Below are 25,849 nucleotides of genomic sequence, written 5' to 3' on the forward strand. Positions count from 1 at the left end.
CAACCCCCAGGAGCCGAAACTGAATTACTCAGTCCAACTCCCGGGGGTCAGTTCACCGCGAGGCATCCGTTGCGTGCGACCGGCCGCGCTGTCAACGCCTCGACGACCGCCCGACCCCCCGCCCAGGATGGGGGACGGGCCGCGGCCCGCGACCCGACCGCCCAGCGCACTGGAGGATGACATGACCGACGGCCCCATCGAGGAAGGCGCCACCGAGGCGACGCGCGAGGAGAAGATCCGCGGCATCCTCGCGCAGGTGCAGGAGGACGTGCGCATGGGTCACGCGGACGACGAGGAGGAGCTCCTGCGGCAGCGTCTCGGCGAGGCGGGCATCGGGGTCACCGAGGAGCAGCTGCGGCTCTACCTCGAGTGAGCCGCTCGAGCGCCGCCACCCGCCACCGCCACCGGGATCAGACGCCGACGTTCGCGTTGTCGCGGAAGAGATTGCCCGGGTCGACCTCGCGCTTGATCGCACGAAGCCGCTCGAGCGTCGCCGCGGGGAATGCGTGCGCGAGCAGCTCCGGACCCTGCTCGGTCTCGAAGCTCACATACGCGCCCGTCGAGTGCGGGGCGATGAGCGCGTCCCACTGCTCGCTCGTGCGCATCGCCCTGGTGCCGAACGCCGAGATCGAGAACTCGGCGTCACGGTGGGCGAACGCGGTCGCCTCCGCGGGCACGTCGTGCACCGCGCCGCCGACCGTACGCACCGAGAAGAAGTACGTCGCCCCCGAGTCGAGGAATCGCGCCGCGTCGGCCGCGAACTCGGGCGTGATGCGTCCGACCATGCCGGATCGGGTGAGGGGCTCGCCCTGCGCCGAGTGCGTCTGGTCGCTCGAGTTCGAGATCACCGCGCGATAGGTCGTCATGCGCACGTCCTGGTCGACGAGGTGCGCCGCGGCGGCGAGCGGCTGCAGACGCTCGATGACGACGTCGGGGTCGGCCGAGTCGATCATCGCCATGACCTGCGCGTAGCGGGGCTGTCCCGGACGGGCCCCGCCGATCAGCAGGAAGCTCGTGACGTCGCGTGGCGCGTCCACCATCCAGTCGCCCCAGGCCCGCAGGAACGCTGCCGTGTCACTCGCGTCGAACACGAGCTGCGCCCAGCCGACCTCGCCGACCTCGTCGACCTCGAACTCGAACGCCGTCGCGATGCCCATGTTGCCGCCTGCCCCGCGCATGGCCCAGAACAGATCGGGTCGCTCGTCGGCGCTCGCCCGCACGATCGAACCGTCGGCCAGCACGACCTCGACCGCGCGGAGATGGTCGATGGTGAGGCCGTGCTCGCGCACGAGCCATCCGATCCCGCCCGCGGTCGCGAGCCCGCCGACCCCGACGCCGCCGTAGTCGCCCGAGCTCAGCGCCCAGCCGTGCGGCTCGAGGAACGCGGCGACCTCCTTCCAGCGCGCGCCGGGTTCGATGCGGACCAGCCGCGCGCGCTCGTCGAGCACCGTCATCCCGCGGAGGCGCGAGAGGTCGATCACGAGCCCGCCGTCGTTCGTCGACCGCCCGCTGATGCCGTGGCCGCCGCTGCGGACGCCGAGCGGCACGTGCGTGTGGGTGCGCGCGAACGCGACCGCCTCGGCGACCTCGGCCGCGTCGGCCGGCCGGAGCACGAGGCCGGGCGTGCCGCCCCGCAGGTAGTTCGAACGCACCCGGGCGAACGCGGCGTCGCCCGGTTCGATCGCCTCGGCCGCGAGCGACGCGGGCACGGCGTCATAGTCGATGCCCTCGCGCCGCTTCGCGAGTGCGAGGCTCGATCGGGGTGCGCGCACCGGCGGCGCGCCCGTACCCACCTCGCGCTCGACCGCGTCGCGCAGCGCGGGCGCCACCTCGGCGGCGAACCGCTGCATCGTCGACGGGTCGTCGCTGGCCAGGATGAACGTGTCGACGCCGTCCTCGACCGCGAGCGGCAGCAGCTGCTCGACCCACTGCTCGGGCGGACCGTCGAGCATGCCGCCGCGGCGCGGGGCGAACCGGCCGCCGACGTTCAGCAGCCGGCGGATCTCGGCCGGGTTGCGGCCCGCCCGCACCGCGGCCTCGTCGATGACCGCGGCCGAGCGCGCGTACTCCCCCTCCTGCACGTACGCGAGGGAGGGCAGCCAGCCGTCGCCCGCGCGGCCGATGAGCCGCAGCATGCGCGGCTTGAGCGCGCCGATCCAGATCGGGATGTCGTGCGCGGGCGCCGGCCCCCGCTTCGCGCCGTCGACCCGGTGGTACTCGCCTTCGACCACGAACCGCTCTCGATTGCCGGCGTCCCACGTGCCGCGGATGATCTCAATGGCCTCGGCGAGCGCGTCGACGGCCTGTCCCGGGGTGAGCTTCCGGCCGCCGATCGCCTCGATCGCGTCCCAGAAGCCGCCCGCACCGATCGACAGGTCGAAGCGCCCGCCCGAGAGCAGGTCGAGACTCGCGGCCGCGCGCGCGAGCACCGCGGGCGGCCGCTGCAGCGGCACGTTGAGCACGTTGCCGGCGACGTGGATGCGCTCGGTGGCAGCGGCCACCCAGGTGAGCAGCGTCCACGTGTCGTGGAAGCGCGGCTGGTACGGGTGGTCCTGGAAGGTGACGAGGTCGAAGCCGGCCGCCTCGGCGACCTGCGCCAGGCGCACCGGAGTCTGCGGCGGGTCGTTGGCGGGCGTGATGAAGGTGCCGAACTGCAGGGGGCGTCCGTAGTGCATCGTGCTCCGATCGTGGGGTGCCTCTGATCGTGGGGTGCCTCAATCCTGCGCCGGATGCCTCGCCAGCGCAGATGCGAGGTAAGCTACTTACTCGAAGTTAGTGAAATGACGGTCCCAGATGTCCGGAGCGCACGCGTCCATCGACGAGCTCGCCCGGCACCGCAGCAGCACCCGCCTCCACGAGCTCGGACAGATCGACGAAGAAGCGTGCCGCAGGTTCACGGCGTCCGTCGAGTTCGCGGGCCGCAAGTGGAACGCGGCCATCCTGCTCGCCGGCGTGCGCGGCGCCCGCCGATTCTCGGAGTATCGCGCGCACATCGCGGGCATCTCCGACCGGCTGCTCGCCGCACGCCTGCGCGAGCTCGAGGGCGAAGGGCTCATCGAACGGCATGTGCGCGCAACGACCCCCGTCTCGGTCAGCTACACCCCGAGCTCACGCGCCATCCAGCTCATCGAGCTGCTGCAGCCGCTCGCCGAATGGGGACACGCGCAGGACACGGCCCGCGATCGCGCCGCATCGTCGGTCGAGTAGCGCGCGACGAAGTCGGGTCCCCCCGCTGGTCGAGTAGCGCGCGACGAACGAGCACGCGTATCGAGACCCGGTGAGGCGCCTCGAGAGCGGCCCACCGGGGTCTCGATACGCTCGCTGGCGCTCACTACTCGACCAACGGCGGGTCAGTGGGCGCGGTGGTCGACGAACTCGAGCCGCGGACCGCGGCGCGGACGGCCCGGCACGCGGGCGGCGAACAGCAATCGGATGACCCGGTAGCGGTGTCCCGCCCAGGGCGCGAGCACCTCGAGCATCTCGTCGTCGCTCATGTCTCGACCGGCGAGCGCGTGGCCGACATGGTTCGAGAGGTGGAAGTCGCCGACCGAGACCGCATCGGCGTCGCCCAGCGCGCGCTGGGCGACCTCGGCTGCGGTCCAGGGGCCGATGCCTGGGAAGAGCATGAGTCGCGCGGCCGCGGCCTCGGCCGGCATCCCGGCTGCGGCGTCGATCTTCGCGGCGAAGTGCGCCGCGTTCACGATCGTGCGTGCCCGCTTGGGGTCCACGTTCGCGCGATGCCACTCCCAGGTCGGCACCCTCGCCCAGGTCTCGGCGGCGGGCATGACGAACATGGGCCGCGGCACCGGCCCCGGCGCGGGGTCGCCGAACCGCTGCACGAGCCGACGCCAGGAGGCGTGCGCCTGCAGGGTGATGATCTTCTGCTCGAGGATGGCCGGCACGAGCGCCTCGAAGACGGCCGCCGTGCGCGGGATGCGCAGCCCAGGGTTGCGCCGGTGCGCGTCACGCAGCAGGTCGAGGCCGGGCTCGAACGTGGCCGGGTTGTCGCGGTCGCCCATCAGCTCGGGCGCCTGCGCCACGGCGAGCGCGGCACCGTCGCCCCACCCCTCGCAGCGCAGCACGCCCGGGTCGGGCTGCGTGAGCCGGATCGTCGCCGGGCCCGCGCTCGTGCGCGTGGTGCGCCACACGGCACCCGACGCGTCGGCGACATACGTGGGGTCGCCGGGCCCGCGGCGGAGGCTGCCGACGGTCTGGTGCAGATCGGTCGGATGCCTCGGCCGCCACTCGAGCGTGTGGGGGGCGTGCACCGGACAAGTGTGCACCGTACGGCCGACAGCGGGCTGTGCGCGCACCCGGGTACACCTGCTCCGAGGGCCGGTCAAGCCCCGTTCGGCGCCGGTCCCGGTTCCCTAGCGTGAGGCGGGCAACAGCACACTGAGGGGGCACATGTGACGATCTCGGCACCGGGAGCCGTTCGAACCGACGAGCGTTGGCCCATGCGGCCGCCCGAGGCACGGGGGGAGGTGAGCGAGCTCGTGCTGCAACGGCTGCTCGGCACGTCCGCGGCCGAGCTGGACCCGGCTGTCGCGGCTTCCGCTGCACGCCGCTCGTCGAGCATGCTCGAGGACGACGACGTGCAGCTCGCGCTGTTCCTGCTGTACGAGCTGCACTACGGCGGCATCGCCGGTGTCGCGGACGAACTCGAGTGGGAGCCGGGCGTGCTCGCCTTCCGGCGTGAGCTCGAGCGGGCGTACGAGGCCGAGCTGCGCGAGCTGATCCCGCAGCCGCACGCGACGCGTGACGTCCCCGAGGCGCTCGTCGCCCTCGTCGAGGCAGCCGACGATGGACCCGGGCTGTCGACCTGGGTCGAGCGCGACGCGACCGCCGAGCAGGTCCGCGAGGTCATGGTGCACCGTTCGATCTACACCCTCAAAGAGGCGGACCCGCACAGCTGGGCCATCCCTCGGCTGCACGGCCGGGCGAAGGCCGCACTGGTCGAGATCCAGGCCGACGAGTACGGCGGCGGCCGGCCCGACCGGCTGCACGCCGAGGTGTTCGCCAAGACCATGCGGACGATGGGGCTCGACGACCGGTACGGCGCGTACGCCGACCACGTTCCCGCACTGGTGTACTCCTCGATGAACCTGATGTCGATGTTCGGCCTGCACCGCCGCCTGCGCGGCGCGATCGCCGGCCACCTCGCCGCGTACGAGATGACCTCGTCGATCCCGTGCAAGGCGTACGCCGCGGGGCTGCGCCGGCTGGGGTTCGACGACGACGCGGTGGACTACTTCGACGAGCACGTCGAAGCCGACGCGGTGCACGAGCAGATCGCGGCGCGCGACCTCGGCGGCGGCCTCGCCGACGACGAGCCCGCACTCGCGGACGACGTGCTCTTCGGGGCATCCGCCTGCCTGACCGTCGACGGTCGCCTCTGGGGCAGCATCCGCTCGGCCTTCGAAGCCGGAGGCACCGCGCTGCGGAAGCCCGTGCCCGCCGCCGGGGAGGCGACGCCATGACGCGCGCGGAGGCGCCATCGGTGTTCGCGTGCCCGAACGGGCCGCTCATCGTGCGCGGCGAGGTCGAGATCCTCGACGAGCAGGGCGAGCCGGTCGATCCGCACCGGAAGACGGTCGCGCTCTGCCGGTGCGGGGCGTCCGCGATCCGCCCGTTCTGCGACGGCAGCCACAAGGTCATCGGATTCCGCACCATCCGGCCGGAGCGCACACCCGCGGTGGTGTTCGACACACCGGCATGAGCACGGGCGCGGCCCGTGCGCACGACTTCCTCGCGGCGCACGAACGGCAGCTCGCCGAGGACCTCATGCGCTGGGTGGCGATCCCGTCGGTCGCGGGCGACCCCGATCTCACCAAGGCGGTCACCTGGTCGGCGGCCGAGCTCGCCGCGCGCTGCCGCGAGGCCGGGTTCCCGCTCGTCGAGCTCTGGGCGCAGGGTGATGGGCACGCGGTCTTCGCCGAGTGGGTGACGGATGCCTCGCTGCCCACGGTGTTCGTCTACAGCCACCACGACGTGCGCGCGGTGAAGCACGAGCTGTGGCGTGAGACGGACCCGTTCACGCCCGTGGAACGCGGCGGTCGGGTGTTCGGCCGGGGCACCTCCGACGCCAAGGGCCAGGTGCTCGCGCACCTCTGGGGGCTGCGCGCGCACCTGGCGGCCACCGGGCGCGACGCGCCCGCGGTCAACCTGAGGTGGCTCATCGAGGGCGAGGAGGAGCTCGGATCGCCGAACCTCGCGGCGCTCCTCGACGAGCATCGCGACCGGATCGGCGGTGACCTCGTCGTGTTCACGGACACGATGCTGCTCGACGCCGACCATCCCGCGGTCAGCCTGTCGATCCGGGGCATGGTCGGCGCGACCCTGACCGTGTTCGGGCCTCAGCACGACGTGCACAGCGGTGCCGTGTCGGGCGCCGCACCCGACCCGACGCTCATCCTCGCCCGGACGCTCGCGGCGCTGTGCGGTGAGGACGGCCGGGTCACGCTCCCGGGGTTCTATGACGACGTGGAGCCGCATGAGGACCTGCGCGCGGAGCTCGCGGAGCTCCCCTTCGACGAGGCCGACTGGGTCGAACGCTCGCGGACCGACCGTATCGTCGGCGAGCCCGGGTACACGGTGCCCGAACGCCTCTGGATCCGCCCCGCGCTCGACGTCATCGAGATCCGCGCGGGCGACGTCGACGGCCGGCCGCGCGCGGTCATCCCGAGGTCGGCCACCGCATCGATCAGCGTCCGGCTGGTCGACGCGCAACGGCCCGAGAAGGTGGCGAACCAGCTCGACCGGTGGCTCGCCGAGCGGATGCCTCGCGACCAGTGGTCGCTCGAGGTGACCCTCGACACCGCGGGCCCGCCGTACCGAACCCCGCACGATCATCCCGCGGTGATCGCGCTCGCCGAGGCCATGGCGGAGGCGTGGGACGTGCCGGTCGCCGCGGTGGGTCGCATGGGCAACGGCGGCGGCGGCCCGGCCGACCTGCTCGCGCGCGTGGTCGGCGCGCCCGTCGTGTTCTTCGGCACGGGGCTCGTCGAGGACCACTGGCACGCGCCGGACGAGAGCGTGAGCCTCGAGATGCTCCGCAAGGGCGCCGCGTCCATCGCGGCCTGGCTCCCGAGGCTCGCCGAAGCGCTGCCCGCCCGGAGGTGAGGATCACGGCCACCACACGTTGGCGTGGACCCTGGTGCACACCATGGTGAGCCGGATCGCATCATCGCCGACCAGCCAGTTCCTCGCCGTGCCCCAGATCGCCGAGGCGGCGCCCTCGGGCCAGATCTGGTGGCCCGTATACCAGGCGTCGATCTTCCAGCTGCTGCGGACCATCTCGACGCCTTGCCCGATGTTCCACCCTTGCACGCCGGCACCCGCGTCGAGGTAGGGATGCGAGTCGGGGCATGCGGCACGCCACCCGGTCTCTTGATGCGCCGGGATGGTGCGGTCGAAGACGACCTGATAGTACCGATCCCCCGCGGTCCAGGCGTCGCCCTCGGCGGCACCGGCCGGTGCCGCCGAGGCGAGCACGGTGGTGAGCATGCCTCCGATGGCGGCCAGCACCACACCGGATCGGACCTGATCACGCACAGTCATAGTTTTAACATATCAGTACTTCGGAGGCGGCGAGCGGATCGCCCGCGCTACCGTGCGGCACGTGCGGTGTCAACGCGCTGTCGCGCGGCCGGCGGCCTTGCTTGGCTACCTCCGACGGCCGCACGGGCGAGGGGGCGGCCCGATCCGCGAGCGAGAGGCAGTGGCATGAGCGATCCCACCCCGAACGGGCGAGACCGCCGGCGACCGGAGTTCCGGCCGCGACGCGCGATCGTCACCGGAGCCGACTCGGGGATCGGCGAGGCGACTGCGGTGGCGCTCGCGCATGCGGGCATGGATGTAGGCATCACGTGGCACTCGGACGAGGAGGGCGCGAAGGACACGGCCCGCAAAGTGGAGGCCGCCGGGCGCCGCGCCGCGCTCGCTCGGCTCGACACCGCCGACCTCGAACAGTGCGCCGAGGTCGTCGACCGGCTGGTCGCCGATCTCGGCGGGCTCGACGTGTGCGTGGACAACGCGGGGCGAGGCATCCAGAAGCCGTTCCTCGACCTCACGCTGCAGGACTGGCGATCGGTGGTCGCGGTCGACCTCGACGGTGCGTTCCGCTGCATCCAGCGCGCGGCCCGCCATCTCGTCGACGGCGCGGCCGGCGGCCGGATCATCGCGGTCACGAGCGTGCACGAGCACCAGCCGATGGTGGGATCGTCCGCGTACGACGCCGCCAAGCACGGGCTCGGCGGGCTGGTGAAGTCGGTCGCGCTCGAGCTCGCGCCGCACGGCATCACGGTCAACGCGGTCGCGCCCGGCGAGATCGCGACCCCCATGACCGGCAATGAGGACGTCGACCCGCACACCGTCGACCGGCCCGGCATCCCGGCGGGGCGCCCCGGCGATGCACGCGAGGTCGCGGCGGTGATCGCATTCCTCGCGTCGCCGGCGGCGGCCTACGTGACCGGCGCCTCGATCGTCGTCGACGGTGGGATGCTGCAGATGGGGCCGCAGGCCGGTGCCGCCATCATGTCGGATGACTGGCGCTCGCTCGGCTGACGCGGCAAGCTTCGGATTTCACCGCGCACGGGTGGTTGTTCGCAACTTTATTGCGCGTCGAGCACAAACATCGCGCGTACTTTGCGTTTCTGGTGTGCTGTGCGACGCTGACGGGAACCGCCTGCATCGAGGAAGAGGACCACTGTGACCGTCACGGACCACGCCGCCGATCACGCCACGGACCACGCCGACGGCGATCCCAGCGCCCCGAGCCGGCCCGGTCATCCCGACCGGGAGCATCCGCCCGCGCGCATGCACGAGGTGACCGACGAGAACACGCACCTCGTCGACCTCGTGCTCGACTACTCCCGCCGCCGCATGCTCGACCCCGACACGCCACTCGACCGCCCCCTCCCCCCGATCGAGCTCGCCAGGCTCGCCGGGCGAACGATCCACGAAGAGGGCATCGGCGCCGAGCGCGCGGTCTCGGTGTTCGAGCACGTGCTTGCGCCCGCCTGCATCACGACCGACCACCCGCAGTACCTGTCGTTCATCCCGACCGCGCCGACCAAGGCCGCGATCGCGTTCGACCTCGTGGTGTCGGCGAGCGCGCTCTATGCGGGCTCGTGGCTCGAGGGCGCGGGCGCCGTGCACGCCGAGAACGAGGTGCTGACGTGGCTCGCGAACGAGTTCGGCCTGCCGGCCGGCGCCGGCGGCGTGTTCGTGCAGGGCGGCACGCTGGGCAACCTCTCCGCGCTCGTCGCCGCGCGCGAGGCCGCACGGCTCTCGGCCACCGAGGCTGGACGTGAGCATCCGCCGCGGTGGAAGGTCGTGTGCAGCGCCGAGGCGCACTCCTCGGTCGCGTCGGCGGCCCGGGTCATGGACGTCGACATCGTCACGGTCGCGCCGGACGCGGGCGGCGTGCTCCACGGCGACGCGGTGCGCGAGGCGCTCGACCAGCACGGAGCATCCGTCTTCGCGGTCGTCGCGACCGCCGGATCGACGAACTTCGGCATCGTCGACGACCTCGCCTCGATCGCCGTGCTCAAGGCCGACCACGAGTTCTGGCTGCACGTCGACGGCGCCTACGGCCTCTCGGCCATGCTGTCGCCGCTCGCCCGCGACCGGTTCGCGGGCGTCGAGCACGCCGACTCCGTGATCGTCGACCCCCACAAGTGGCTGTTCGCCCCGTTCGACGCGTGCGCGCTCATCTACCGCGACCCCGAGGCCGGACGCCGCGCGCACACCCAGCACGCCGAGTACCTCGACACGCTCACCGAGGCGAGCGAGTGGAGCCCGTCCGACTACGCCGCGCACCTCACCAGGCGAGCGCGCGGCCTGCCGCTCTGGTTCTCGCTCGCGACGTACGGTGCGGCCGCGTATCGCGAGGCGATCAGCGCGTCGATCCGGCTCGCCGCCGACATCGCCGACGAGATCGCACGCCGCCCGGGCCTCACGCTCGTGCGCGATCCGCAGCTCTCGATCGTGGTGTTCGAACGCGACGGATGGGCCAAGGCCGACTACGACGCGTGGTCGCGCCGGCTGCTCGACGAGCAGCGCGCGTTCGTCGTGCCGAGCTCGCACGCGGGACGCCCGAACACCCGGTTCGCGGTCATGAACCCGCGCACCACGTTCGAGCAGCTGACCGCCATCCTCGACACCATGGCGTGACGCCGCGCCCCACCCGACCCCGACCGCCCATCCCGTGCGTCCCCCACTTCCCCGATCTTTCCGCCGTCCGCGCCCTCCCCGCCCGATTCCTTGCGCAGGAAGCCAGGGACGCCACGCCGGCCCCGGCACGACCCTCGCGGCGTGTTGCCGAACTGTTCCTGAGCAAGGAATCCGGCCAGGACCGGGTGGCGCGGCGCGGCACGCGGCGCGGCCGACCGAGGCACGCGTGCGGGCGGAGCCGACCGCCCGGTTACGCTTGAGCCGTGCGGAATGAGCGGAGCGCCCGGGTCGCGCGCGGCAGCGCGATCGCGCTGTTCGCGACGTTCACGGCCTCGCTCGCGCACACACTCGGCGGCGGCATGCCGCCCGGCCTGCTCACCCTCGCGCTCGCGCTCGCGTTCTCGGTGCCGTTCGCGGTCGTCGCGGTCGGCCGCCGAACCGGCCTCGCACGCGCCGGGGTCGCGGCGCTCGGCGCGCAGCTCGCGCTGCACGCGCTCTACTCGCTGGGCACGACCGGCGCGACCGCGACGGCGTTGACGGATGCCTCGGGGCGGGCGCTCTCCCCCCACGCCCATGCGCATCACCACGTCCCGGCCGGCCTGCCGGCCTCCGGCGATGCCGCGACCGCCCTCGCCGTCCCGGGCGGGGAGGCGGCAGCGGGCGCCGTCGCGCATGCCGCCCACCCCGGCGTCTGGATGGTCGTCACCCACGCGGCCGCCGCCGTGCTCACGATCGCGTTCATCGCCGGCGCCGACCGGGTGCTGGCGGCCGTCGCGGCGTCGGCCCGAGGCATCCGTGTCGCCCTCGTGCTCACCCGTGCGCCGCTCGCGATCCGGCGCGCCCCCGCGCGCCCCGCGCCCGTCGGCGTTCGCCCGATCCGTGCCGCACGTGACCGGCATCTGCTCGCCACGCCCCGGCGCGGCCCTCCCGTGGTGATCGCGGCCGCCTGAGCGGCCACGCCGACCATCATCACCCCGCGCGGGCACGCCCGCGACCGGCGCCGCACTGCCGCGCCCGCACCGCGTGCCCGCGCACCATCCGAGAGCAGACGACATGACCACGCGCACTCGCGCCATCCACACCTCGCCCCGCAGCCACCGCGCCCGCCGCATGGGCCTCACCGCCACCGCCGCGCTCGGCGCGGGCGCCCTCCTCGCGCTCGGCGCACCGCTCGCCGCGTCCGCACACGTGGGCGTCGACCCGTCGAGCACCGCCGAGGGCTCGTACACCGTGCTGAGCTTCAGCGTCCCGCACGGCTGCGGCGCGAGCCCCACCACGAAGCTCACGTTCACCATGCCCGAGGGCGTCAACCGGGTCACCCCGACCGTCAACCCGAACTGGACGATCGAGAAGGTCGTCGAGGAGCTGCCCGAGCCGCTCCAGGACTCGCACGGCGCGAACCTCGTCGACCGCGACGCGCAGGTGGTCTACACGGCGGTCACGCCGCTGCCGGACGGGCTGCGCGACGTCATCGAGCTGTCGCTGCAGCTGCCGGCCGACACCGCGGGCGACACGCTCGTCTTCCCGGTGCTCCAGGAGTGCGTCGAGGGCTCGACCGACTGGAACGAGGTCGCGGAGGAGGGTGAGGCGGAGCCCGCGAGCCCGGCGCCGTCGATCGTCGTGACGGCGGCGACCGGCGACGCGCACGGGCACGGTGCCGCCGACACCGCTTCGGCCGGCGAGCACGGCGGCGGGGCGCACGGCGACGGTGAGCCGGGCGACGCCGGGTCCAGCGACGCCGCGCCGGACACGGGCGACGACCCGGTCGCGCGCTGGCTCGGCATCGGCGGCCTCGTCGTCGGAGCGGCGGGCGTCGTGTTCGCCGCCATCGCCTGGCGCCGCCCCGCCAAGCGCTGACCCGCGGCGGGCTGGCCCGCGGCGGGGCCCGCCTGCCCGCCCGATGCGCAACGGATGCCTCATCGCACACGCCTGCGATGAGGCATCCGTCGTCCCGGCGCCCTGCGCACGCTGGCCCGCTCCCCGCCCGCCACGCTGCGCACGCTCCGGTGTGCGCTTCCCGCCCGCCGCCCCGCACGCCCCGGCACGTTCTCCACCCCCGCCCCGGCACACCCCGGCCGCGCCCCACCCTCCGCCCCAGCGCGTTGGAGGTCGAAAAGTGTGTTGGAGGCCGAACCGGACGGCCCTCCATCACACTTTTCGACCTCCATCACACTTCTGGGGGCGGCGGGGCGGCGGGGCGGCGGGGCGGCGGGGCGGCGGGGCAGAGGGAATCGCCCCGCGTCAATGGGGCTCGCGCGTGTGGAGGGCGGGCTACGGTGGCGCTATGCGGCAGTCGGTGCTGATCGGCGGAGGGTCGCCGAGCCGGGGGATGCGCGCGCGGTGGGGAGTCCTCCTCGTGGCGGCGAGCGCGAGCCTCGCGCTCGCGGGCTGCGCGCCGGTCGCGCAGACGATGACGGATGCCGCGGCGCAGGGCCGCTCCGCCGTGGAGACCGCGAGCCTCGCGCTCGAGCTGGAACAGGACGGCCGGTCGATCTTCGGCGTCAGCTCGACGGCGTTCGACGATGCGCAACGCGAGCTCAGCGACGCCGCCACCACGGTCGACGAGGCGGATGTCTCGACCGAGGCCGACCGCGCGCTCCGCGCAGAGACCGCCGATGCGCTGCGCCTCGGGCTCGACGCGGTGAACGCCGCGCGCGAGAGCATGCGAGGCGTCACGGACCCCGATGCGGCCCTGCGGGAGCTCGACGAGGCATCCGCCCGGCTGGGTGCGCTCGTCGATGCGGGAGCCGGCGGATGAGCGCCGGGCAGGCCGGCGAGCCCGGCGCAAGCGCGGCGGGTCGGGCCAGCGGGCCGGGCCGTTCCAGCGGGCCAGGGGCGATGCCGGGTGCGTCCGGCAGCCTCGGCGATGCCAGCCGTCCCGGCGGGCCGGGCGCGACGCCGGGCGGGTCCGGCCGCCACGGCACGGCCGGCCGTTCGAACGCGCCGGGTACGACGCCAGGCGGGTCCGCCAGCCTTGGCCAGGCCACGGGCACGCCGGGCGGCAGGTCCGGCAGGAAGTCCGGCGGCAAGTCCGGCAGCCTCGGCGAGCCCGCGGGCACGTCGGGCGGGAAGTCCGGCGGCACGTCCGGCGGGAAGTCGGGCGGCAAGTCCGGCATCGCGAGCCTGTTCGCGGTCGCGCTCGGGATCCTGACCGCCATCGGCGGGTTCGTCGACATCGGCGACCTCGTGACGAACGCGGTGGTCGGCTCACGGTTCGGGCTCGGGCTCGTCTGGGTCGTGATCGTCGGGGTGATCGGCATCTGCGTGTACGCGCAGATGGCGGGACGCGTCGCGGCGGTGAGCGGCCGGGCGACGTTCGAGATCATCCGCGAACGGCTCGGGCCGCGCGCGGCCCTGGCGAACCTCACGGGGTCGTTCTTCATTAATCTGCTGACGGTCTGCGCCGAGATCGGCGGCATCGCGCTCACGCTGCAGCTCGCGTCGAGCCTGCCGCCGGCGCTCTGGATCCCGCTCGCCGCGTTCGGGGTGTGGATCGCGGTCTGGCGGGCGAAGTTCTCGTTCCTCGAGAACATCACGGGTCTCCTCGGGCTGTCGCTGACGGTGTTCGTGGTCGCGCTGTTCATGCGGCAGCCCGACTGGGGCGCGCTCGGCGGGCAGCTCGTGCCGCACGTGCCGCAGGGCGAGACGACCTGGACCTACCTCTTCTACGCGGTCGCGCTGTTCGGCGCCGCGATGACGCCGTACGAGGTCTTCTTCTTCTCGTCGGGCGCGATCGAGGATGGCTGGACCAAGAAGGATCTCGCACAGTCGAGAGCGAACGTGCTCGTCGGATTCCCGCTCGGCGGGCTGCTCTCGATCTCGATCGCCGCGTGCGCGGCCGTCGTGCTGCTGCCGCGCGACATCGAGGTCACGAGCCTCTCGCAGGTCGTGCTGCCGGTCGCCGACGCGGGCGGCGTGCTGCTGCTCTGCTTCGTGCTGGTCGGCGTGCTCGCGGCGACGTTCGGGGCCGCGCTCGAGACCACGCTGTCGTCGGGATATACGCTTGCGCAGTTCTTCGGCTGGTCGTGGGGCAAGTTCCGGCGGCCGGCGGATGCCTCGCGCTTCCACCTGTCGATGATCGTGTGCCTCATCGTGGCCGCCGGCATCCTCGCGACCGGCGTCGATCCGATCGCGGTGACGGAGTTCTCGGTCGTCTTCTCGGCTGTCGCGCTCCCCCTCACCTACCTGCCGATCCTGCTCATCGCCAACGATCGCCAGTACATGGGCGAGCATGTGAACGGCCGCGGCATGAACGCCATCGCGCTCGTGTATCTGGTGATCATCCTCGTCGCGTCGCTCGCGGCGATCCCGCTCATGATCGCGACGGGGGCGGGCGCATGAGTCCTCGGAATCGCGGGTGGGCGAACGGGCGCGGGGCCGATGAGCACGGGCGCGGGGCCGATGCGCGCGGGGCCCGCACGGAGCATCCGGCCGCCGGCCAGGTGCTCGATGCCGTGCTGCACCTGCTCGACCGGCAGGTGCTCGATCGCGATGGCACACCCATCACGACGGTCGACGACGTCGAGCTCACCGACATCGCGTTCGGCGAGCCGATCGACCACGACGCGGCGCCACCCGTGATCACGGACATCCTGACGGGCCCGGTGCTCGCGACGCGCATCTTCGGTGGCCGGCCGCCGGCGTCGCGGTGGGAGCGCATCCCCTGGCGTCTGGTCGCCGAGGTCGGCATCGTGGTGCGGCTGGGCAGCGTGGGCACCGGGCTCGATGCGGCGTGGACCGAGCGGTGGGTGCGCGACCGGATCATCCGCCGCATTCCAGGAGGTCGTCATGATCCTGGGTGACCTGCTCGGCCTGCCCGTGCGCGACGCGCGCGGCGAGCGGCTCGGCCACGTGATCGACGTGCGGTTCGTTATCGACGGCGTGCCTCGGGTGCCGCTCGCCGACGCGCGGCTCGCCGGCTTCGTCGTGTCCCCGCGGACGAAGTCGTCGTACTGGGGGTATGAACGGACCGAGGAGACGCGACCGGCGCTGATCGCGCGCTACCTGGCGTGGCGGCACCGCGGCACGTTCCTGGTGCCGTGGTCGTCGGTCGCGCGCCTCGAGACCGACGCCGTGCACCTGCTCGCCGATCACGAGGAGCTCGACCCGGCGCTGTGAGCAGCCCGCAGGTCGAGGAGCGAGCCCAGCGAGCGTATCGAGACCGGGTGAGTCGGTCTCGATACGCGTGCTCCTTCGTCGCTCGCTACTCGACCAGCGGAGGGGCGGCCAGGGGGCACCGTCGCTCGCTGCTCGACCGCGCGGGTCAGCGGGGGGCGAGGGCGGCGTCGAAGAGGGCGCGGGCGCGCGCCGCGACGGCGCGACGATCGGACTCGTCGGTGCGCGAGGTGAGGCCCGCGAGCATGGTGACGACGAGCAGGAGGTCGGAGGTCTCGATCTGTTCGCCCACGCGGCCCGCGGTGCGGCCGCGTTCGAGCGCGAGGTCGGCGATGCGTTCGAGCCGGGCGCCGAGGTGGGTGACCCGCTCATCGTCGCGATTCAGCCAGATCAGGTCGATGAGCGCGGTCGAGACGACCGCCTGCTCGGTGAGCGCGTCGAGCAGATCGTCGAGGGTCGCGTCGGGCGCGGCGACGGATGCCTCGAGGTGGTCGAGGTTCTCGTCGAACACCGCGAGCGCGAGCGACAACCGGTCGGGGAAGTGCCGGTACAGGCTGCCCTGCCCCACGCCCGCGCGCTTCGCGACCGCGTTGAACGGCGCCTGGAGGCCGTCGGCGGCGAACACCTCGCGTGCGGCCGCGATGAGTGCGCGGCGGTTCGCGGGCCCGGCGCTCGGCCCTCGGTTGGCCTTGCGGCCCGCCGATGCGGTCTTCCCCGGATCAGGCACGGGTGCTAGCGTACTACCGGACACCGATGTCCGGAGCTGCACCGCAGCCTCCACCGGCACAGAGAGGCATCCGCATGAGCGACCCGAAGACCCTCACCGGCGACGACTCGATCAAGACCTGGCTCGAACATCCCGTCGGCGGCCCGATCATCCGGGAGCTGCTCGCCCAGGCCGGCCAGAGCCCCGACGTGCTGCGACCCGTGAGCCGGCTCGCGCTCAAACGGCTCGTGAAGCTCAGCAAAGGCCAGTTCAGCCAGGAGATGGTGGACCAGCTCGTCGCGCGCGCCGCGGCGGGCGACGTCCCGGCCGGCGCAGGCGCCGCCGAAGCACCTGAGCCCGCGACCGAGGCGCCCGAGGGCACCGCCGTCGGCACGCCGGCCGCGGTGCCGGTGGCCGAGTGGACCGAGCGCATCGACCAGGGCCGGTTCGCCGGCACGACGACGATCGTGACCGGCGCGGGATCCGGCATCGGCCGGGCGACGGCCTCGAGGATCGCGCGCGAGGGCGGCCGCGTCATCGCGGTGGATGTCTCGCAGGAACGCCTCGACGAGTTCGCGTCCGAACACGCGGGGGCGGAGATCGTCACGCTCGTGGCCGACATCACCGACGACGCCAAGGTCGCCGAGATCGTGGCCGCGGCGGGCGGCCGCATCGACGGGCTCGCGAACATCGCCGGGATCATGGACGACATGACGCCGATCGGCGAGCTCAGCGACGCCGTGTGGAAGCGCGTGTTCGCCGTGAACGTCGACGGCACCATGAAGCTCATGCGCGCGGTCGTGCCCGTCATGCTCGCACAGGGCAAGGGCTCGATCGTGAACACCGCCTCGGAGGCCGCACTCCGCGGCTCCGCCGCGGGCGTCGCCTACACCGCCTCGAAGCACGCCGTCGTCGGGCTCACGAAGTCCACGGCATTCATGTACGGTCCGAGCGGCCTGCGCGTGAACGCGGTCGCGCCCGGCCCGACGATCACGAACATCGAGGCGACGTTCGCGTCGCCGCTCGGCGCCGAGCGCGTGCGTCAGGCGATGGCGATCCTGCCTGACGCGGCCGAGGCCGAGGCGCTCGCCGCGTCGATCACGTTCCTGCTCTCCGACGACGGCGTGAACGTCAACGGCGTCGTGCTCGCATCGGACGGCGGGTGGTCCGCGACGTAGCCGTTGGTCGAGTAGCGCAGCGTATCGAGTCCGGCACGGTGTCGGAGGTCCGTGCCATGCTGGGCGCATGTGCGGAAGATTCGTCGTCTCGCAGAAGGTCACCGATCTGACCGAGGTCTTCGACGCCGAAGACGACTTCCCCGACTGGGAGCCGCGATTCAGCCTCGCGCCGACCGACACCGTGCCCATCGTGCGTGAGCGCGCGAAGTCCGACACGGGCGAGTTCGTGCGGCGTCTCGAGCCCGCGGTGTGGAACTTCCATCCATCGTTCATGCGCGAGTCCAAACGCCCGCAGTTCAACACGCGCATCGAGACGGTCGCGACGAACGGGCTCTGGAAGGGCGCCTTCGCGTCCGGCCGGTGCATCGTGCCCATGCGCGGCTACTACGAGTGGACGGGCGAGCCCGGCTCGAAGCGTGCGCACTTCCTGCACGGACCGGACGAGCTGCTCGCCGCAGCGGGCATCGCGACGGCCCGCAAGCTCGACGACGGCTCGTGGCAGGTGTCGACCTCGATCATCACGCGCGAGGCGCGCGATGCGAGCGGCGAGATCCACGACCGCATGCCGGTCTACCTGCCACTCGACGAGATCGACCACTATCTCGACCCCACGAAGCTCGACGCGGGCGGCATGGCCGCGATGGTCGAGTTCCTGCACGAGGCATCCGACCGGGTCGCCCCGACCATCAGCGAGTACGAGGTCGACCCGCGCGTGAACAACCAGCGCCGCATCGACCCGCAGGATCCCACCCTCATCGAGCCGCTCGAGTCGTAGCGCGATGACCGTGCGCGCCATGCTGTTCGACATCGACGGGACCCTCGTCGACTCCAACTACCTGCACGTCGAAGCGTGGCAGCACGCGTTCGCCGAGCTGGGCGCGCCGACCGACGCGTGGCGCATCCACCGGGCCATCGGCGAGGACTCGGCACACCTGCTGCGATCGCTCGTCGGCGAGCGCGACGAAGCCTGGAACGCGCGCGCCCGAGCGCTGCACGCCGCGTTCTACGACGACCTTGCGCCGCGGTTGCGCGCGCTCCCGGGCGCGCGCGACCTGCTGCGAGCCGTGACCGAACGCGAGCTCCGGGCGGTGCTCGCGACCTCGGCACCCGAGGAGGAGTTCGCGCTGCTCCGGCGCACGCTCGATGCCGATCGCTGGATCTACGCACACACCTCGGCCGACGACGTCGACACGGCCAAGCCCGACCCCGAGGTCGTCGCCGTCGCACTCGACCGCGCCGGGGCGGAACCGGCTGAGGCGGTGTTCGTCGGCGACTCGACCTGGGACATGATCGCGGCCGGGCGCGCAGGCGTGCGCGCGTACGGCGTGCGCTCGGGCGGCGTCTCCGACAGCGAGCTGGTCGCCGCGGGCGCCGCCGCGGTGTACGACGACCCGGCCGACCTGCTCGAACACCTCGACGAGATCATCCGCTGATCGCCTGGGCGCGGGCCGGCGGGCCGCCCCGGTTCAGTGCTCGGCGCGCTGCGCCGCGCTCACGGCGCGGACCGCGTCACGGAGGTGCTCAAGCGCCGGCAATGCCGCGACCAGCGCCTCCCGTTCCCCCGATGAGAGCTCACGCGCAGCCTCGGCGAGACGCTTCGCGCTCGCCCGGTCGAACCGCGCGAGCCGTCGGACCGCGCGTTTCGAGGCCTGCACGTCGACGTACCGCCGATTCGTCTCGGCGACATGGCGCGTGATCAGCCCGTCGGCCTCGAGCGCCTTCAGCAGGTTGCTGACCGCCGGCCGGCTCAGGCCGAGCTCCGAGGCGAGCTCACCGGGGGGTCGCACCGCTCCCGGCGGGAGCGCGCGCAGCAGCTCGACCTGCGAATCGGGCAGCTCGGGCAGCCGCACATCGGTTCGAGCAAGCCGCACGAGCGCACGCCTGAGGGGCAGGATCGCACCGCTCAGGCGTGCAACGGCTTCGGCATCCAACGCGTCGGGTGCGTGGCGGGCCGGTTCGGGTTCGTGTTGGGCGGTCACGGGCGCCTCCCTACCTTCGCCCCCAGTTATCTCCCCAAAACCGTGCCGCGTCAAGAGCGCGTCACGACGCTGTGCGGGACTCGTGTGGTCGGCGTGCGAGGTTCCGACCGAGCAGGATGCCCAGGACGATCATCGTCACCGCCAGCGCACCGTGCAGCCAGTTGTCGGCGCTGTTCAGTGGCACGAAGTTGGCCGGGTGGTCTCCACTCAGGAACAGCCCGTACACGAGCAATGCGGCATAGACGACACCACCCCAGATGAGGTAGTTCTTCGAGGCGGCGAAGCCGGTGGCGGCCGCGAGCCCGACGAGGCCGTAGAGCAGGTGCACGATGTTGTGCAGGATCGACACTTGGAACACCCCGAGCAGCAGCGCCTGGGACTCGTGTCCCGCGAACTGGATCGTCTCGAGCTGCACGGTGAGACCCGGGATGAACCCGGCGATGCCGACGACGAGGAACACGATGCCGTAGACGAGGGCGACCTTCTGGACGGCGGTCTCCGCGTAGCGGGTGCGTCCGTCGGAACGAGCAGTGCTGTGCATGGCGACCTCCCGGTCAGGGTGAGTGCTCGGGGGGATAGTCGGGCGGCTCGGGCACGATGTGCAGGCCGGTCGAGCCGTTGGCCGTCTCCGCGAGCCGGTCGAGCCAGGCGCGGTTGATAGCCGGCGTCCGGCTTCCGTAGAACTTGTACACGATGGATGCGGCGGGGTGCACCCAGATGATGGTGCGCCCGTCGCCCGTGGAGACGTCGTCCTTCCAGGTGAAGTGGAAGGACTCGCCGCGGCGCAGCTTCGACCCGATGACGAGCTGCAGATGCGCGAGAACCCGGTCCTCGAAGTCCACGCGAACGGTGGAGTCGTAGACGAACTTCCCCATCACCGGACCCCCCTTCCGGTTGTCCCGATGCCGCCATTGTCGTCCCCCCGGGACAGTCCGCAACCCCCTTGCAGACCACCCGTCCGCGCGCAGGATCGGGTCCATGAGACGCCTGCACTACACCGGCGGTCACCTGATCACCGCCGACGCCGTCTGCAAGGCGACGCTGCGCTACGCTCGCGCGCTCGCCGAGGAGCGCACCTCGGACGTCGTCTCGATCCCGGTCCTGGGTGAGGGCGGCACCATCGCCAGCGCGCACCTGCTCCTGGGCCCCGCGAGCCAGCTCTATTCGGTTCCGGTCGGCGACGCGATCGACGAGTTCCCGGCATCGGGCGTCGTCGCCGAGCTCGAACGACGCACCCATCGGCTGCAACCGTCGCGGCCCGAGTGGCCGGATGAGATGGAGGACGTCCCCTCGGTCGACGACTTCATCTGAGGCGGCGGTGCGCCCCCTCAGCCCGCGACGTGGCTTTCGTCGTGCGGGGCACCGACGGGCTTCGACTCGGGCGAGCCGCGCTGCCTGAGGAAGATCGACAGCGCGATCATGCTGCCCACGGCGAGGAACTCCGACTGCCAGTTCTGCAGCGTGCGGTTCCAGAAGTCGGCCGACACCAGGTATTCGGCCCAGGTGGCCGCGGCCTGGCCGTGGTCGGCTTGGTCCTGGTTGTAGACGACGACGCCGGCGAGCGATTGCGCGAGCCACGACAGCACGAAGATCGTGCCCATGACGATCAGGAGCGAGTTCGAGAACAGCGTGTGCCGGAGCCCGCGCACCCTCGCCCACTTGGGCGAGTCCGGGCGTGCATGCTCTACTCGGACTGCCAGTTCTCGGCCACGTCGACGACGAAGTCGGACGAGGTGACGAACTGACCCCACGTCGTCGGAAGCAGCCCGTGCGCGAGCTGCTCCTCGTTGAAGACCGCGAGCCCGGCGAACGACTGGCCGAGCAGCGCGAGGGCGAAGATCACGCCGAACGCGATGCTGAGCCCGTGCTGCCTGAGCGCTCCGCGACGCATCCGGATCACCGCCCCAGCGCGACGATCGCGAACATGTAGATGAGGCCGCCGGCGATGACCGCCAGCCAGCCGGTGAACACCACTCGCATGGCCCGCCCCCGATCCGCGCCCTGCTCCCCCAGCGGGGCCCTCGACTCATCGTGGCGCGGGCGGCGCGTCCTCAGCAGGGGCTTGCGTCGCGGGCCCGATCACGGCAGCGACGAGGCGCTCGGCGAGTCCGGGCGACACGGCCGCGCGGGTCAGGACGCGGAAGACGAGCGCGCCGACGAGCGCCTCGATGATCTCGGGGATGGGTGCGTCGGCCCGCAGGTCGGATGCCTCGACGGCGGCTTCGAGCCTCGTGACGAGTGCCGAGCCCGCGAAGATGCTCTCGTCGAGCCGGCGCCCGACCTCGGCGTTCTCGCTCGCGGCGGCGACCAGCGAGCGCAGCAGGGCCTCGTTCCGCTCGTCGCCGATGAACCCGAGCACCTCGTCGAGCCAGGTCGTGAGGTCGGCGCGCACGTCCCCGGTGTCCGGCGGCAGGAATCGGTCCGGCATGAGCATGCCCTCGAGCAGGCACTCGGCGACGAGCGCGCCCTTCGACGGCCACCACCGGTAGATGGTCTGTTTGCCCACGCCGGCCTCGGCCGCGATGCCCTCCATCGTGAGGTGGTCGTAGCCGCGCTCGGCGAACTGGTGCACCGTTGCGTGCAGGATGGCGAGCCGCGCCGTCTCGCTCCGCGCCGCCCCGCGCCGTCCCTCCGCCATCCTCACATCCTATGTTCAGTCAACGAGACGATCCGTTGCGTATTCTTGTGCGCGGATCGCGGAGAAGCCCGGATCTCGGAGAGGACTGACGTGGCGGAACTGCTCTATCGACTCGGCACCTTCGCGGCGCGGCGCGCCTGGACCGTGATCGTCGCGTGGATCGGCATCCTCGCGATCGCGGGCATCGGCTTCGCGATCGGGTTCAAGGGGCTCGCCACGAGCTTCGACATCCCCGGCACCGCCTCCGGCGAGGTCACCGAAGAGCTCCAGGAACGGCTCCCCGATTTCAGCGGGGCATCCGGCACCGTCGTCTTCGAGACGACCGACGGCTCGGAGCTGACCGCCGACCAGCGCGCCGCGATCTCCGACCTCGTCGCCTCCGGCGACGACCTGCCCGACGTGGCGACCCTCGTCGACCCGTTCGAAGCCGATGCCGAGCGCGCCGCCCGCGAGCAGGAGCTGGCCGACGGCGCACAGCAGCTCGACGACGGCCGCGCCCAGCTCGACGCGGGCCAGGCCCAGCTCGACGCGGCGACCGCGCAGCTCGACGCGGGCCAAGCCCAGCTCGACGCCGCCCGTCAGCAGGCCGAGTCGGCGGGCGCCCCCGCCGCAGCGCTCGCGCCGCTCGACGCGCAGCAGGCGCAGCTCGACGCCGGTCGCGCCGAGCTCGCGGCCCAGCAGGCCACGCTCGACGCGAGCCGTGACGAGCTCGAGTCAGGCGCCGCGCAGCTCGAACAGGGCGAGGAGCTGCTCGGGCTCGCCGCCGGCATCGGCGTCGTCTCGGAGGACGGCTCGACCGCGCTCGTCAACGTCGCCTTCACCGAGCCGCGACTCGAGCTCCCCGAGGAGTCCAAGCAGGCCGTCATCGAGCACTTCGAGTCCGAGTCGATCGAGGGCGTCGAGGTGTCGTTCTCGACCGACATCGCGCAGGGCGTGCCGTCGCTGATCGGCATCGGCGAGATCGTCGGCGTCATCTTCGCCGCCGTCGTGCTGCTCGTCATGCTCGGCTCGATCCTCGCGGCATCGCTGCCGATCATGACCGCGCTCGTCGGCGTCGCGATCGCCGCACTCGGCAGCCTCGCCTTCTCGGGCGTCGTGCAGATGGCGTCCGTGACCCCGATCCTCGGCGTGATGCTCGGACTCGCGGTCGGCATCGACTACTCGCTGTTCATCATCAACCGCCATCGCAAGCAACTGCTGGAGGGCGCCGACGTGCACGAGTCGGTCGGCCTCGCGAACGGCACCGCCGGCAACGCCGTGGTGTTCGCCGGCACGACGGTGATCGTGGCCCTGCTCGCGCTCAACGTGACCGGCGTGCCGTTCCTCGGCCTGATGGGCACGGTCGGCGCCATCGGCGTGGCCATTGCGGTGCTCATCGCGGTCAGTCTCACGCCCGCCCTGCTCGGCCTCATCGGCGTGCGCGTGCTCGGCACGCGCGCTCGCGCGCGCATCGGCGAGGTGCACCACGAGGACACCAAGGCCAAGCCCATGTCGACCTGGCGGGCGGTGGTCACGGTCCTCGCGACCGCAGCCGCGCTGCTCACGATCGCGATCCCCGCGCTCTCGATGCGCGTCGGCCTGCCCGACGGTTCCTCGGAGCCGCACGAGTCGGCGTCGTATCAGGCCTTCGCGACCACGGAGGCGGCGTTCGGCGCGGGCGCCACGGGCCCGCTGCTCGTCACCGCGGCGCTCCCCGAGGGACTCGACGACGACGCCGTGCTCGAGACGCAGCTCGAGGTCGCGCAGACGATCTTCGACCAGGAGCACGTCACGGCCGTCGCGCCGATCGCGGTCTCCGACGACCACCGCCTCGCCGCATTCCAGGTGGTGCCCACCGAGGGCCCGAACAGCCCGTCGACCGAGCAGCTCGTCCGGGATCTCCGCGACCTGCCGGCGATCGACGGCGACATCACGCTCGGCGTCGCGGGCCAGGCCTCGATCAACATCGACATCTCCGAGAACCTGCTCGACGTGCTGCCGCTCTACCTCGCGGTCGTCGTGGGCCTGTCGCTGCTGATCATGATCCTGGTCTTCCGGTCGATCCTGGTGCCGCTCATCGCGACCGGCGGGTTCATCCTGTCGCTGTTCGCGACGTACGGCGCGACCGTCGCGCTGTTCCAATGGGGGTGGCTCGCCGAGCCGCTCGGCATCCAGACCGGGCCGATCCTGAGCTTCCTGCCCGTGATCCTCGTCGGCATCCTGTTCGGGCTCGCGATGGACTACCAGCTGTTCCTCGCCTCGGGCATGCGCGAGGCCTACGTGCACGGGGCTCCGGCACGACTCGCGGTCGTGCGCGGCTTCCGCGCCGGGCGTTCGGTCGTGATCGCCGCGGGACTCATCATGATCTCGGTGTTCGGCGGCTTCATCTTCGCCGAGTCGACCATGATCCGGTCGATCGGCTTCGGACTCGCGTTCGGCGTGCTGGTCGACGCGTTCGTGGTGCGCATGCTACTGATGCCCGCGGTCATGCACCTCCTCGGCCGCTCGGCCTGGTGGATCCCCAGGTGGCTCGACCGCATCATGCCGAACGTCGACGTCGAGGGCGCCGCCCTCGAGCGCCGCCACCACGCGACGCCGGTCGCCGAGCGCGAGCCGGCAGCGACGCACTAGCGAGCAGGCGGATGCCTCGCGGCCGGCGCCGGCCACGAGGCATCCGTCGTCTTGGTCTCGGCTCGATCAGCCGCGGCGGCCCGCCCGCTCCGCGAATCGGTCGAGCGCCTGCAAGACCTGCGGCGCGCGCCAGACCTGCCCGAGCTTGTGCTCGTTCTTCGGTTTCAGGATCCCGCGCTCGACGAGCCGACGGAGATGCGGATAGATGTTCGTCACGCCGATGCCGAGGTCTCGGGCGGCGACCGCCGCGGTGAAGACGGGTTGGCGAGACGCGTATCGGATCACGGCGTCCAGTTGAGACCCCGACCGCGGCGTCAGCTCGGCGAGCCAGCGCTCGTGCAATGCTCCGAGCTCGCCGAGGAGTTGAGTGGCGTTCGCGATGGCGTCCTCAACGGCGAGCGCGACCTGCTCGACGATCGGATCGACGTCGCCCGCGCGGTAGGACGTCAACGCGGCGTGATACGCGCTGACATCCGCGAGCAAGCCCGCGGAGACGGGCACGACCACCGCGCGCGTCACGTCTTTGTTGCGCAGCATCGCCTGGACGAGTGCCCGCCCCGTTCGCCCGTTCCCGTCGGTGAACGGATGAATCGTCTCGAACTGCGCGTGCGCGATCGCGGTCTGGATGAGGATCGGCAGGTCGTTGCGGCGGGCGAAGGCCATCACATCGTCCATCAGGGCCGGCACGCGTTCGAACGATGGAGCGACGAACTCGGCACCGATGGGAGTTCGGCCGTTCGTGCCGATCCAGACGGGCTCTGTTCGGAAGGCCCCGGGGGTGTGATTGCTCCCGGCCATCAGGACCCGGTGCATCTCGAGCACCGACGCGACGTCGAGGTCGGCCGCGAGCGCCAGCGCCGATCGCATCGCCTTGGTGTTGCCGACGATCTCGTTCGCGTTCCGTTGCGAGACCCGCTCGCCCATCGCGTCCGCGAGCTCGGCCGTCAGGATGGCGCGAGCGCTCGCCGTCAGGTGCTCGATCTGCGAGGAGGCGGCGGCCTCGGAGCGGAGCAGCAGCGGCGCGAAGCCGACCATCTGCTCACCGAATCCGGCATCGAAGCGCACGAGCGCGTTCTCCGCCGAGGCCGCGAGCGCGGCCACCGCTGAACTCGGCTTCGGTTCGAGGCCCCGGATGTCGGGCGGGACGGCGGCTTGGTACGTGCGCGTCCCGCTCACCTCTTCGCGGTCGTCACGGGCGGACGCGCCGAGATGCCGGCTCCGCCACTCGAGCGATTCCTGCGCGATGGAGGGCCATGAGGAGACGGGTGACGCTTCGCTCATGTCCGTCCCTCCAGGTTTCAGAACGCTTCTGGAGCATTTTATGAGAAACGGCGAGTTTTCATAAAATGCTCGCCGCGGATTATGAAAATCTGCACCAGGCCGCTCGCCCGGCCGCTTGCTCAGGAAGAAGCGACGGCGACGCGGCGCGGCGCAGCGCGCCGCGCCG

Annotated in this window: 27 protein-coding genes and 1 pseudogene; 18 read left to right on the forward strand and 10 right to left on the reverse strand. The window is 72.2% G+C overall.

Features of this window, described 5'->3' with window-relative positions; translation table 11 throughout:
- The first annotated feature begins 181 nt into the window (after positions 1–181).
- Positions 182–373, forward strand: coding sequence for a hypothetical protein (locus tag RH864_RS04835; protein WP_310516395.1), 192 nt, complete (start codon positions 182–184; stop codon positions 371–373).
- 37 nt (positions 374–410) lie between these two features.
- Here RH864_RS04835 and RH864_RS04840 read toward each other — a convergent pair whose 3' ends face one another.
- On the reverse strand, positions 411–2,675 hold the full coding sequence (locus RH864_RS04840; protein WP_310516396.1) for an LLM class flavin-dependent oxidoreductase: 2,265 nt from the start codon (positions 2,673–2,675) through the stop codon (positions 411–413).
- Positions 2,676–2,793: 118 nt separating this feature from the next.
- Here RH864_RS04840 and RH864_RS04845 point away from each other — a divergent pair, with 118 nt between their 5' ends.
- Entirely contained in the window at positions 2,794–3,207 is a 414-nt protein-coding gene (locus RH864_RS04845) for a winged helix-turn-helix transcriptional regulator (RefSeq protein WP_310516397.1), read from the forward strand.
- Between the two features lie 143 nt (positions 3,208–3,350).
- Here RH864_RS04845 and RH864_RS04850 read toward each other — a convergent pair whose 3' ends face one another.
- Positions 3,351–4,268: a DNA-3-methyladenine glycosylase family protein gene (locus tag RH864_RS04850; protein WP_310516398.1), complete on the reverse strand. Its 918-nt coding sequence runs from the start codon at positions 4,266–4,268 to the stop codon at positions 3,351–3,353.
- 189 nt (positions 4,269–4,457) lie between these two features.
- Between RH864_RS04850 and RH864_RS04855 the strand changes: the two genes are divergently transcribed.
- Genes RH864_RS04855 through RH864_RS04865 form a run of 3 tightly spaced genes read left to right on the forward strand, consistent with a single transcriptional unit; the run spans position 4,458 to position 7,122 of the window.
- The gene (locus RH864_RS04855) at positions 4,458–5,480 is read left to right on the forward strand and encodes an iron-containing redox enzyme family protein (RefSeq protein WP_310516399.1); all 1,023 of its coding nucleotides are present in this window, start codon (positions 4,458–4,460) and stop codon (positions 5,478–5,480) included.
- A complete protein-coding gene (locus RH864_RS04860; RefSeq protein ID WP_310516400.1) occupies positions 5,477–5,719 on the forward strand; it encodes a CDGSH iron-sulfur domain-containing protein in 243 nt (80 codons plus the stop codon). Before RH864_RS04855 ends, RH864_RS04860 begins: the two co-directional genes overlap by 4 nt.
- The gene (locus RH864_RS04865; RefSeq protein WP_310516401.1) at positions 5,716–7,122 is read left to right on the forward strand and encodes a M20/M25/M40 family metallo-hydrolase; all 1,407 of its coding nucleotides are present in this window, start codon (positions 5,716–5,718) and stop codon (positions 7,120–7,122) included. The genes RH864_RS04860 and RH864_RS04865 overlap by 4 nt, the downstream gene beginning before the upstream one ends.
- 3 nt (positions 7,123–7,125) lie before the next feature.
- Here RH864_RS04865 and RH864_RS04870 read toward each other — a convergent pair whose 3' ends face one another.
- The gene (locus RH864_RS04870) at positions 7,126–7,560 is read right to left on the reverse strand and encodes a hypothetical protein (protein ID WP_310516402.1); all 435 of its coding nucleotides are present in this window, start codon (positions 7,558–7,560) and stop codon (positions 7,126–7,128) included.
- A 165-nt stretch (positions 7,561–7,725) separates the two neighbouring features.
- Here RH864_RS04870 and RH864_RS04875 point away from each other — a divergent pair, with 165 nt between their 5' ends.
- From RH864_RS04875 to RH864_RS04910, 8 genes are all read left to right on the forward strand, one after another.
- Complete coding sequence (locus RH864_RS04875; protein WP_310516403.1) at positions 7,726–8,565, forward strand: SDR family oxidoreductase; 840 nt, start codon at positions 7,726–7,728, stop codon at positions 8,563–8,565.
- A 252-nt stretch (positions 8,566–8,817) separates the two neighbouring features.
- The gene (locus RH864_RS04880; protein ID WP_310516704.1) at positions 8,818–10,176 is read left to right on the forward strand and encodes a pyridoxal phosphate-dependent decarboxylase family protein; all 1,359 of its coding nucleotides are present in this window, start codon (positions 8,818–8,820) and stop codon (positions 10,174–10,176) included.
- Between the two features lie 263 nt (positions 10,177–10,439).
- Positions 10,440–11,126 carry a hypothetical protein gene (locus tag RH864_RS04885; protein WP_310516404.1) on the forward strand — a complete coding sequence of 229 codons (687 nt, stop codon included), beginning with the start codon at positions 10,440–10,442 and terminating at the stop codon, positions 11,124–11,126.
- Between the two features lie 103 nt (positions 11,127–11,229).
- Complete coding sequence (locus RH864_RS04890) at positions 11,230–12,033, forward strand: YcnI family copper-binding membrane protein (protein ID WP_310516405.1); 804 nt, start codon at positions 11,230–11,232, stop codon at positions 12,031–12,033.
- 427 nt (positions 12,034–12,460) lie between these two features.
- A complete protein-coding gene (locus tag RH864_RS04895; protein WP_310516406.1) occupies positions 12,461–12,934 on the forward strand; it encodes a hypothetical protein in 474 nt (157 codons plus the stop codon).
- A gap of 356 nt (positions 12,935–13,290) precedes the next feature.
- Positions 13,291–14,517: an Nramp family divalent metal transporter gene (locus RH864_RS04900; RefSeq protein ID WP_310516705.1), complete on the forward strand. Its 1,227-nt coding sequence runs from the start codon at positions 13,291–13,293 to the stop codon at positions 14,515–14,517.
- Positions 14,514–14,978: a hypothetical protein gene (locus RH864_RS04905; RefSeq protein ID WP_310516407.1), complete on the forward strand. Its 465-nt coding sequence runs from the start codon at positions 14,514–14,516 to the stop codon at positions 14,976–14,978. Before RH864_RS04900 ends, RH864_RS04905 begins: the two co-directional genes overlap by 4 nt.
- A complete protein-coding gene (locus RH864_RS04910) occupies positions 14,965–15,294 on the forward strand; it encodes a PRC-barrel domain-containing protein (RefSeq protein ID WP_310516408.1) in 330 nt (109 codons plus the stop codon). Before RH864_RS04905 ends, RH864_RS04910 begins: the two co-directional genes overlap by 14 nt.
- 145 nt (positions 15,295–15,439) lie before the next feature.
- Here the strand turns inward: RH864_RS04910 and RH864_RS04915 are convergent, their stop codons facing one another.
- Positions 15,440–16,018 carry a TetR/AcrR family transcriptional regulator gene (locus RH864_RS04915; protein ID WP_310516409.1) on the reverse strand — a complete coding sequence of 193 codons (579 nt, stop codon included), beginning with the start codon at positions 16,016–16,018 and terminating at the stop codon, positions 15,440–15,442.
- A gap of 74 nt (positions 16,019–16,092) precedes the next feature.
- Between RH864_RS04915 and RH864_RS04920 the strand changes: the two genes are divergently transcribed.
- The 3 genes from RH864_RS04920 to RH864_RS04930 all read left to right on the forward strand — a co-directional run bounded on the left by RH864_RS04920 (position 16,093) and on the right by RH864_RS04930 (position 18,608).
- Positions 16,093–17,175, forward strand: coding sequence for an SDR family NAD(P)-dependent oxidoreductase (locus tag RH864_RS04920; RefSeq protein WP_310516410.1), 1,083 nt, complete (start codon positions 16,093–16,095; stop codon positions 17,173–17,175).
- A 67-nt stretch (positions 17,176–17,242) separates the two neighbouring features.
- Positions 17,243–17,950: an SOS response-associated peptidase gene (locus RH864_RS04925; RefSeq protein WP_310516411.1), complete on the forward strand. Its 708-nt coding sequence runs from the start codon at positions 17,243–17,245 to the stop codon at positions 17,948–17,950.
- Between the two features lie 4 nt (positions 17,951–17,954).
- Positions 17,955–18,608: an HAD family hydrolase gene (locus tag RH864_RS04930; protein ID WP_310516412.1), complete on the forward strand. Its 654-nt coding sequence runs from the start codon at positions 17,955–17,957 to the stop codon at positions 18,606–18,608.
- Between the two features lie 33 nt (positions 18,609–18,641).
- Here RH864_RS04930 and RH864_RS04935 read toward each other — a convergent pair whose 3' ends face one another.
- The 3 genes from RH864_RS04935 to RH864_RS04945 all read right to left on the reverse strand — a co-directional run bounded on the left by RH864_RS04935 (position 18,642) and on the right by RH864_RS04945 (position 20,029).
- On the reverse strand, positions 18,642–19,154 hold the full coding sequence (locus tag RH864_RS04935; protein WP_310516413.1) for a MarR family winged helix-turn-helix transcriptional regulator: 513 nt from the start codon (positions 19,152–19,154) through the stop codon (positions 18,642–18,644).
- A 61-nt stretch (positions 19,155–19,215) separates the two neighbouring features.
- Positions 19,216–19,695 (reverse strand): DUF4383 domain-containing protein, encoded by a 480-nt coding sequence (locus RH864_RS04940; RefSeq protein WP_310516414.1) that lies wholly within the window; start codon positions 19,693–19,695, stop codon positions 19,216–19,218.
- Positions 19,696–19,708: 13 nt separating this feature from the next.
- Positions 19,709–20,029, reverse strand: coding sequence for a DUF7882 family protein (locus tag RH864_RS04945; protein WP_310516706.1), 321 nt, complete (start codon positions 20,027–20,029; stop codon positions 19,709–19,711).
- A 103-nt stretch (positions 20,030–20,132) separates the two neighbouring features.
- Here RH864_RS04945 and RH864_RS04950 point away from each other — a divergent pair, with 103 nt between their 5' ends.
- Entirely contained in the window at positions 20,133–20,465 is a 333-nt protein-coding gene (locus tag RH864_RS04950; RefSeq protein WP_310516415.1) for a hypothetical protein, read from the forward strand.
- A 17-nt stretch (positions 20,466–20,482) separates the two neighbouring features.
- On the opposite strand, the pseudogene RH864_RS04955 reads toward RH864_RS04950, so the two are convergent.
- Positions 20,483–21,045: pseudogene (locus tag RH864_RS04955) on the reverse strand (DUF6766 family protein).
- A 135-nt stretch (positions 21,046–21,180) separates the two neighbouring features.
- On the reverse strand, positions 21,181–21,792 hold the full coding sequence (locus RH864_RS04960) for a TetR/AcrR family transcriptional regulator (RefSeq protein ID WP_310516416.1): 612 nt from the start codon (positions 21,790–21,792) through the stop codon (positions 21,181–21,183).
- Between the two features lie 90 nt (positions 21,793–21,882).
- On the opposite strand from RH864_RS04960, the gene RH864_RS04965 reads away from it, so the two are divergent.
- Positions 21,883–24,402, forward strand: a complete 2,520-nt coding sequence (locus RH864_RS04965; protein ID WP_310516417.1) for an MMPL family transporter — start codon at positions 21,883–21,885, stop codon at positions 24,400–24,402.
- A 66-nt stretch (positions 24,403–24,468) separates the two neighbouring features.
- Here RH864_RS04965 and RH864_RS04970 read toward each other — a convergent pair whose 3' ends face one another.
- Positions 24,469–25,683, reverse strand: coding sequence for a Fic family protein (locus RH864_RS04970; RefSeq protein ID WP_310516418.1), 1,215 nt, complete (start codon positions 25,681–25,683; stop codon positions 24,469–24,471).
- Between the last annotated feature and the right edge of the window lie 166 nt (positions 25,684–25,849).

The organism is Agromyces aerolatus, from assembly GCF_031432255.1.
Taxonomy (GTDB): Bacteria; Actinomycetota; Actinomycetes; order Actinomycetales; family Microbacteriaceae; genus Agromyces.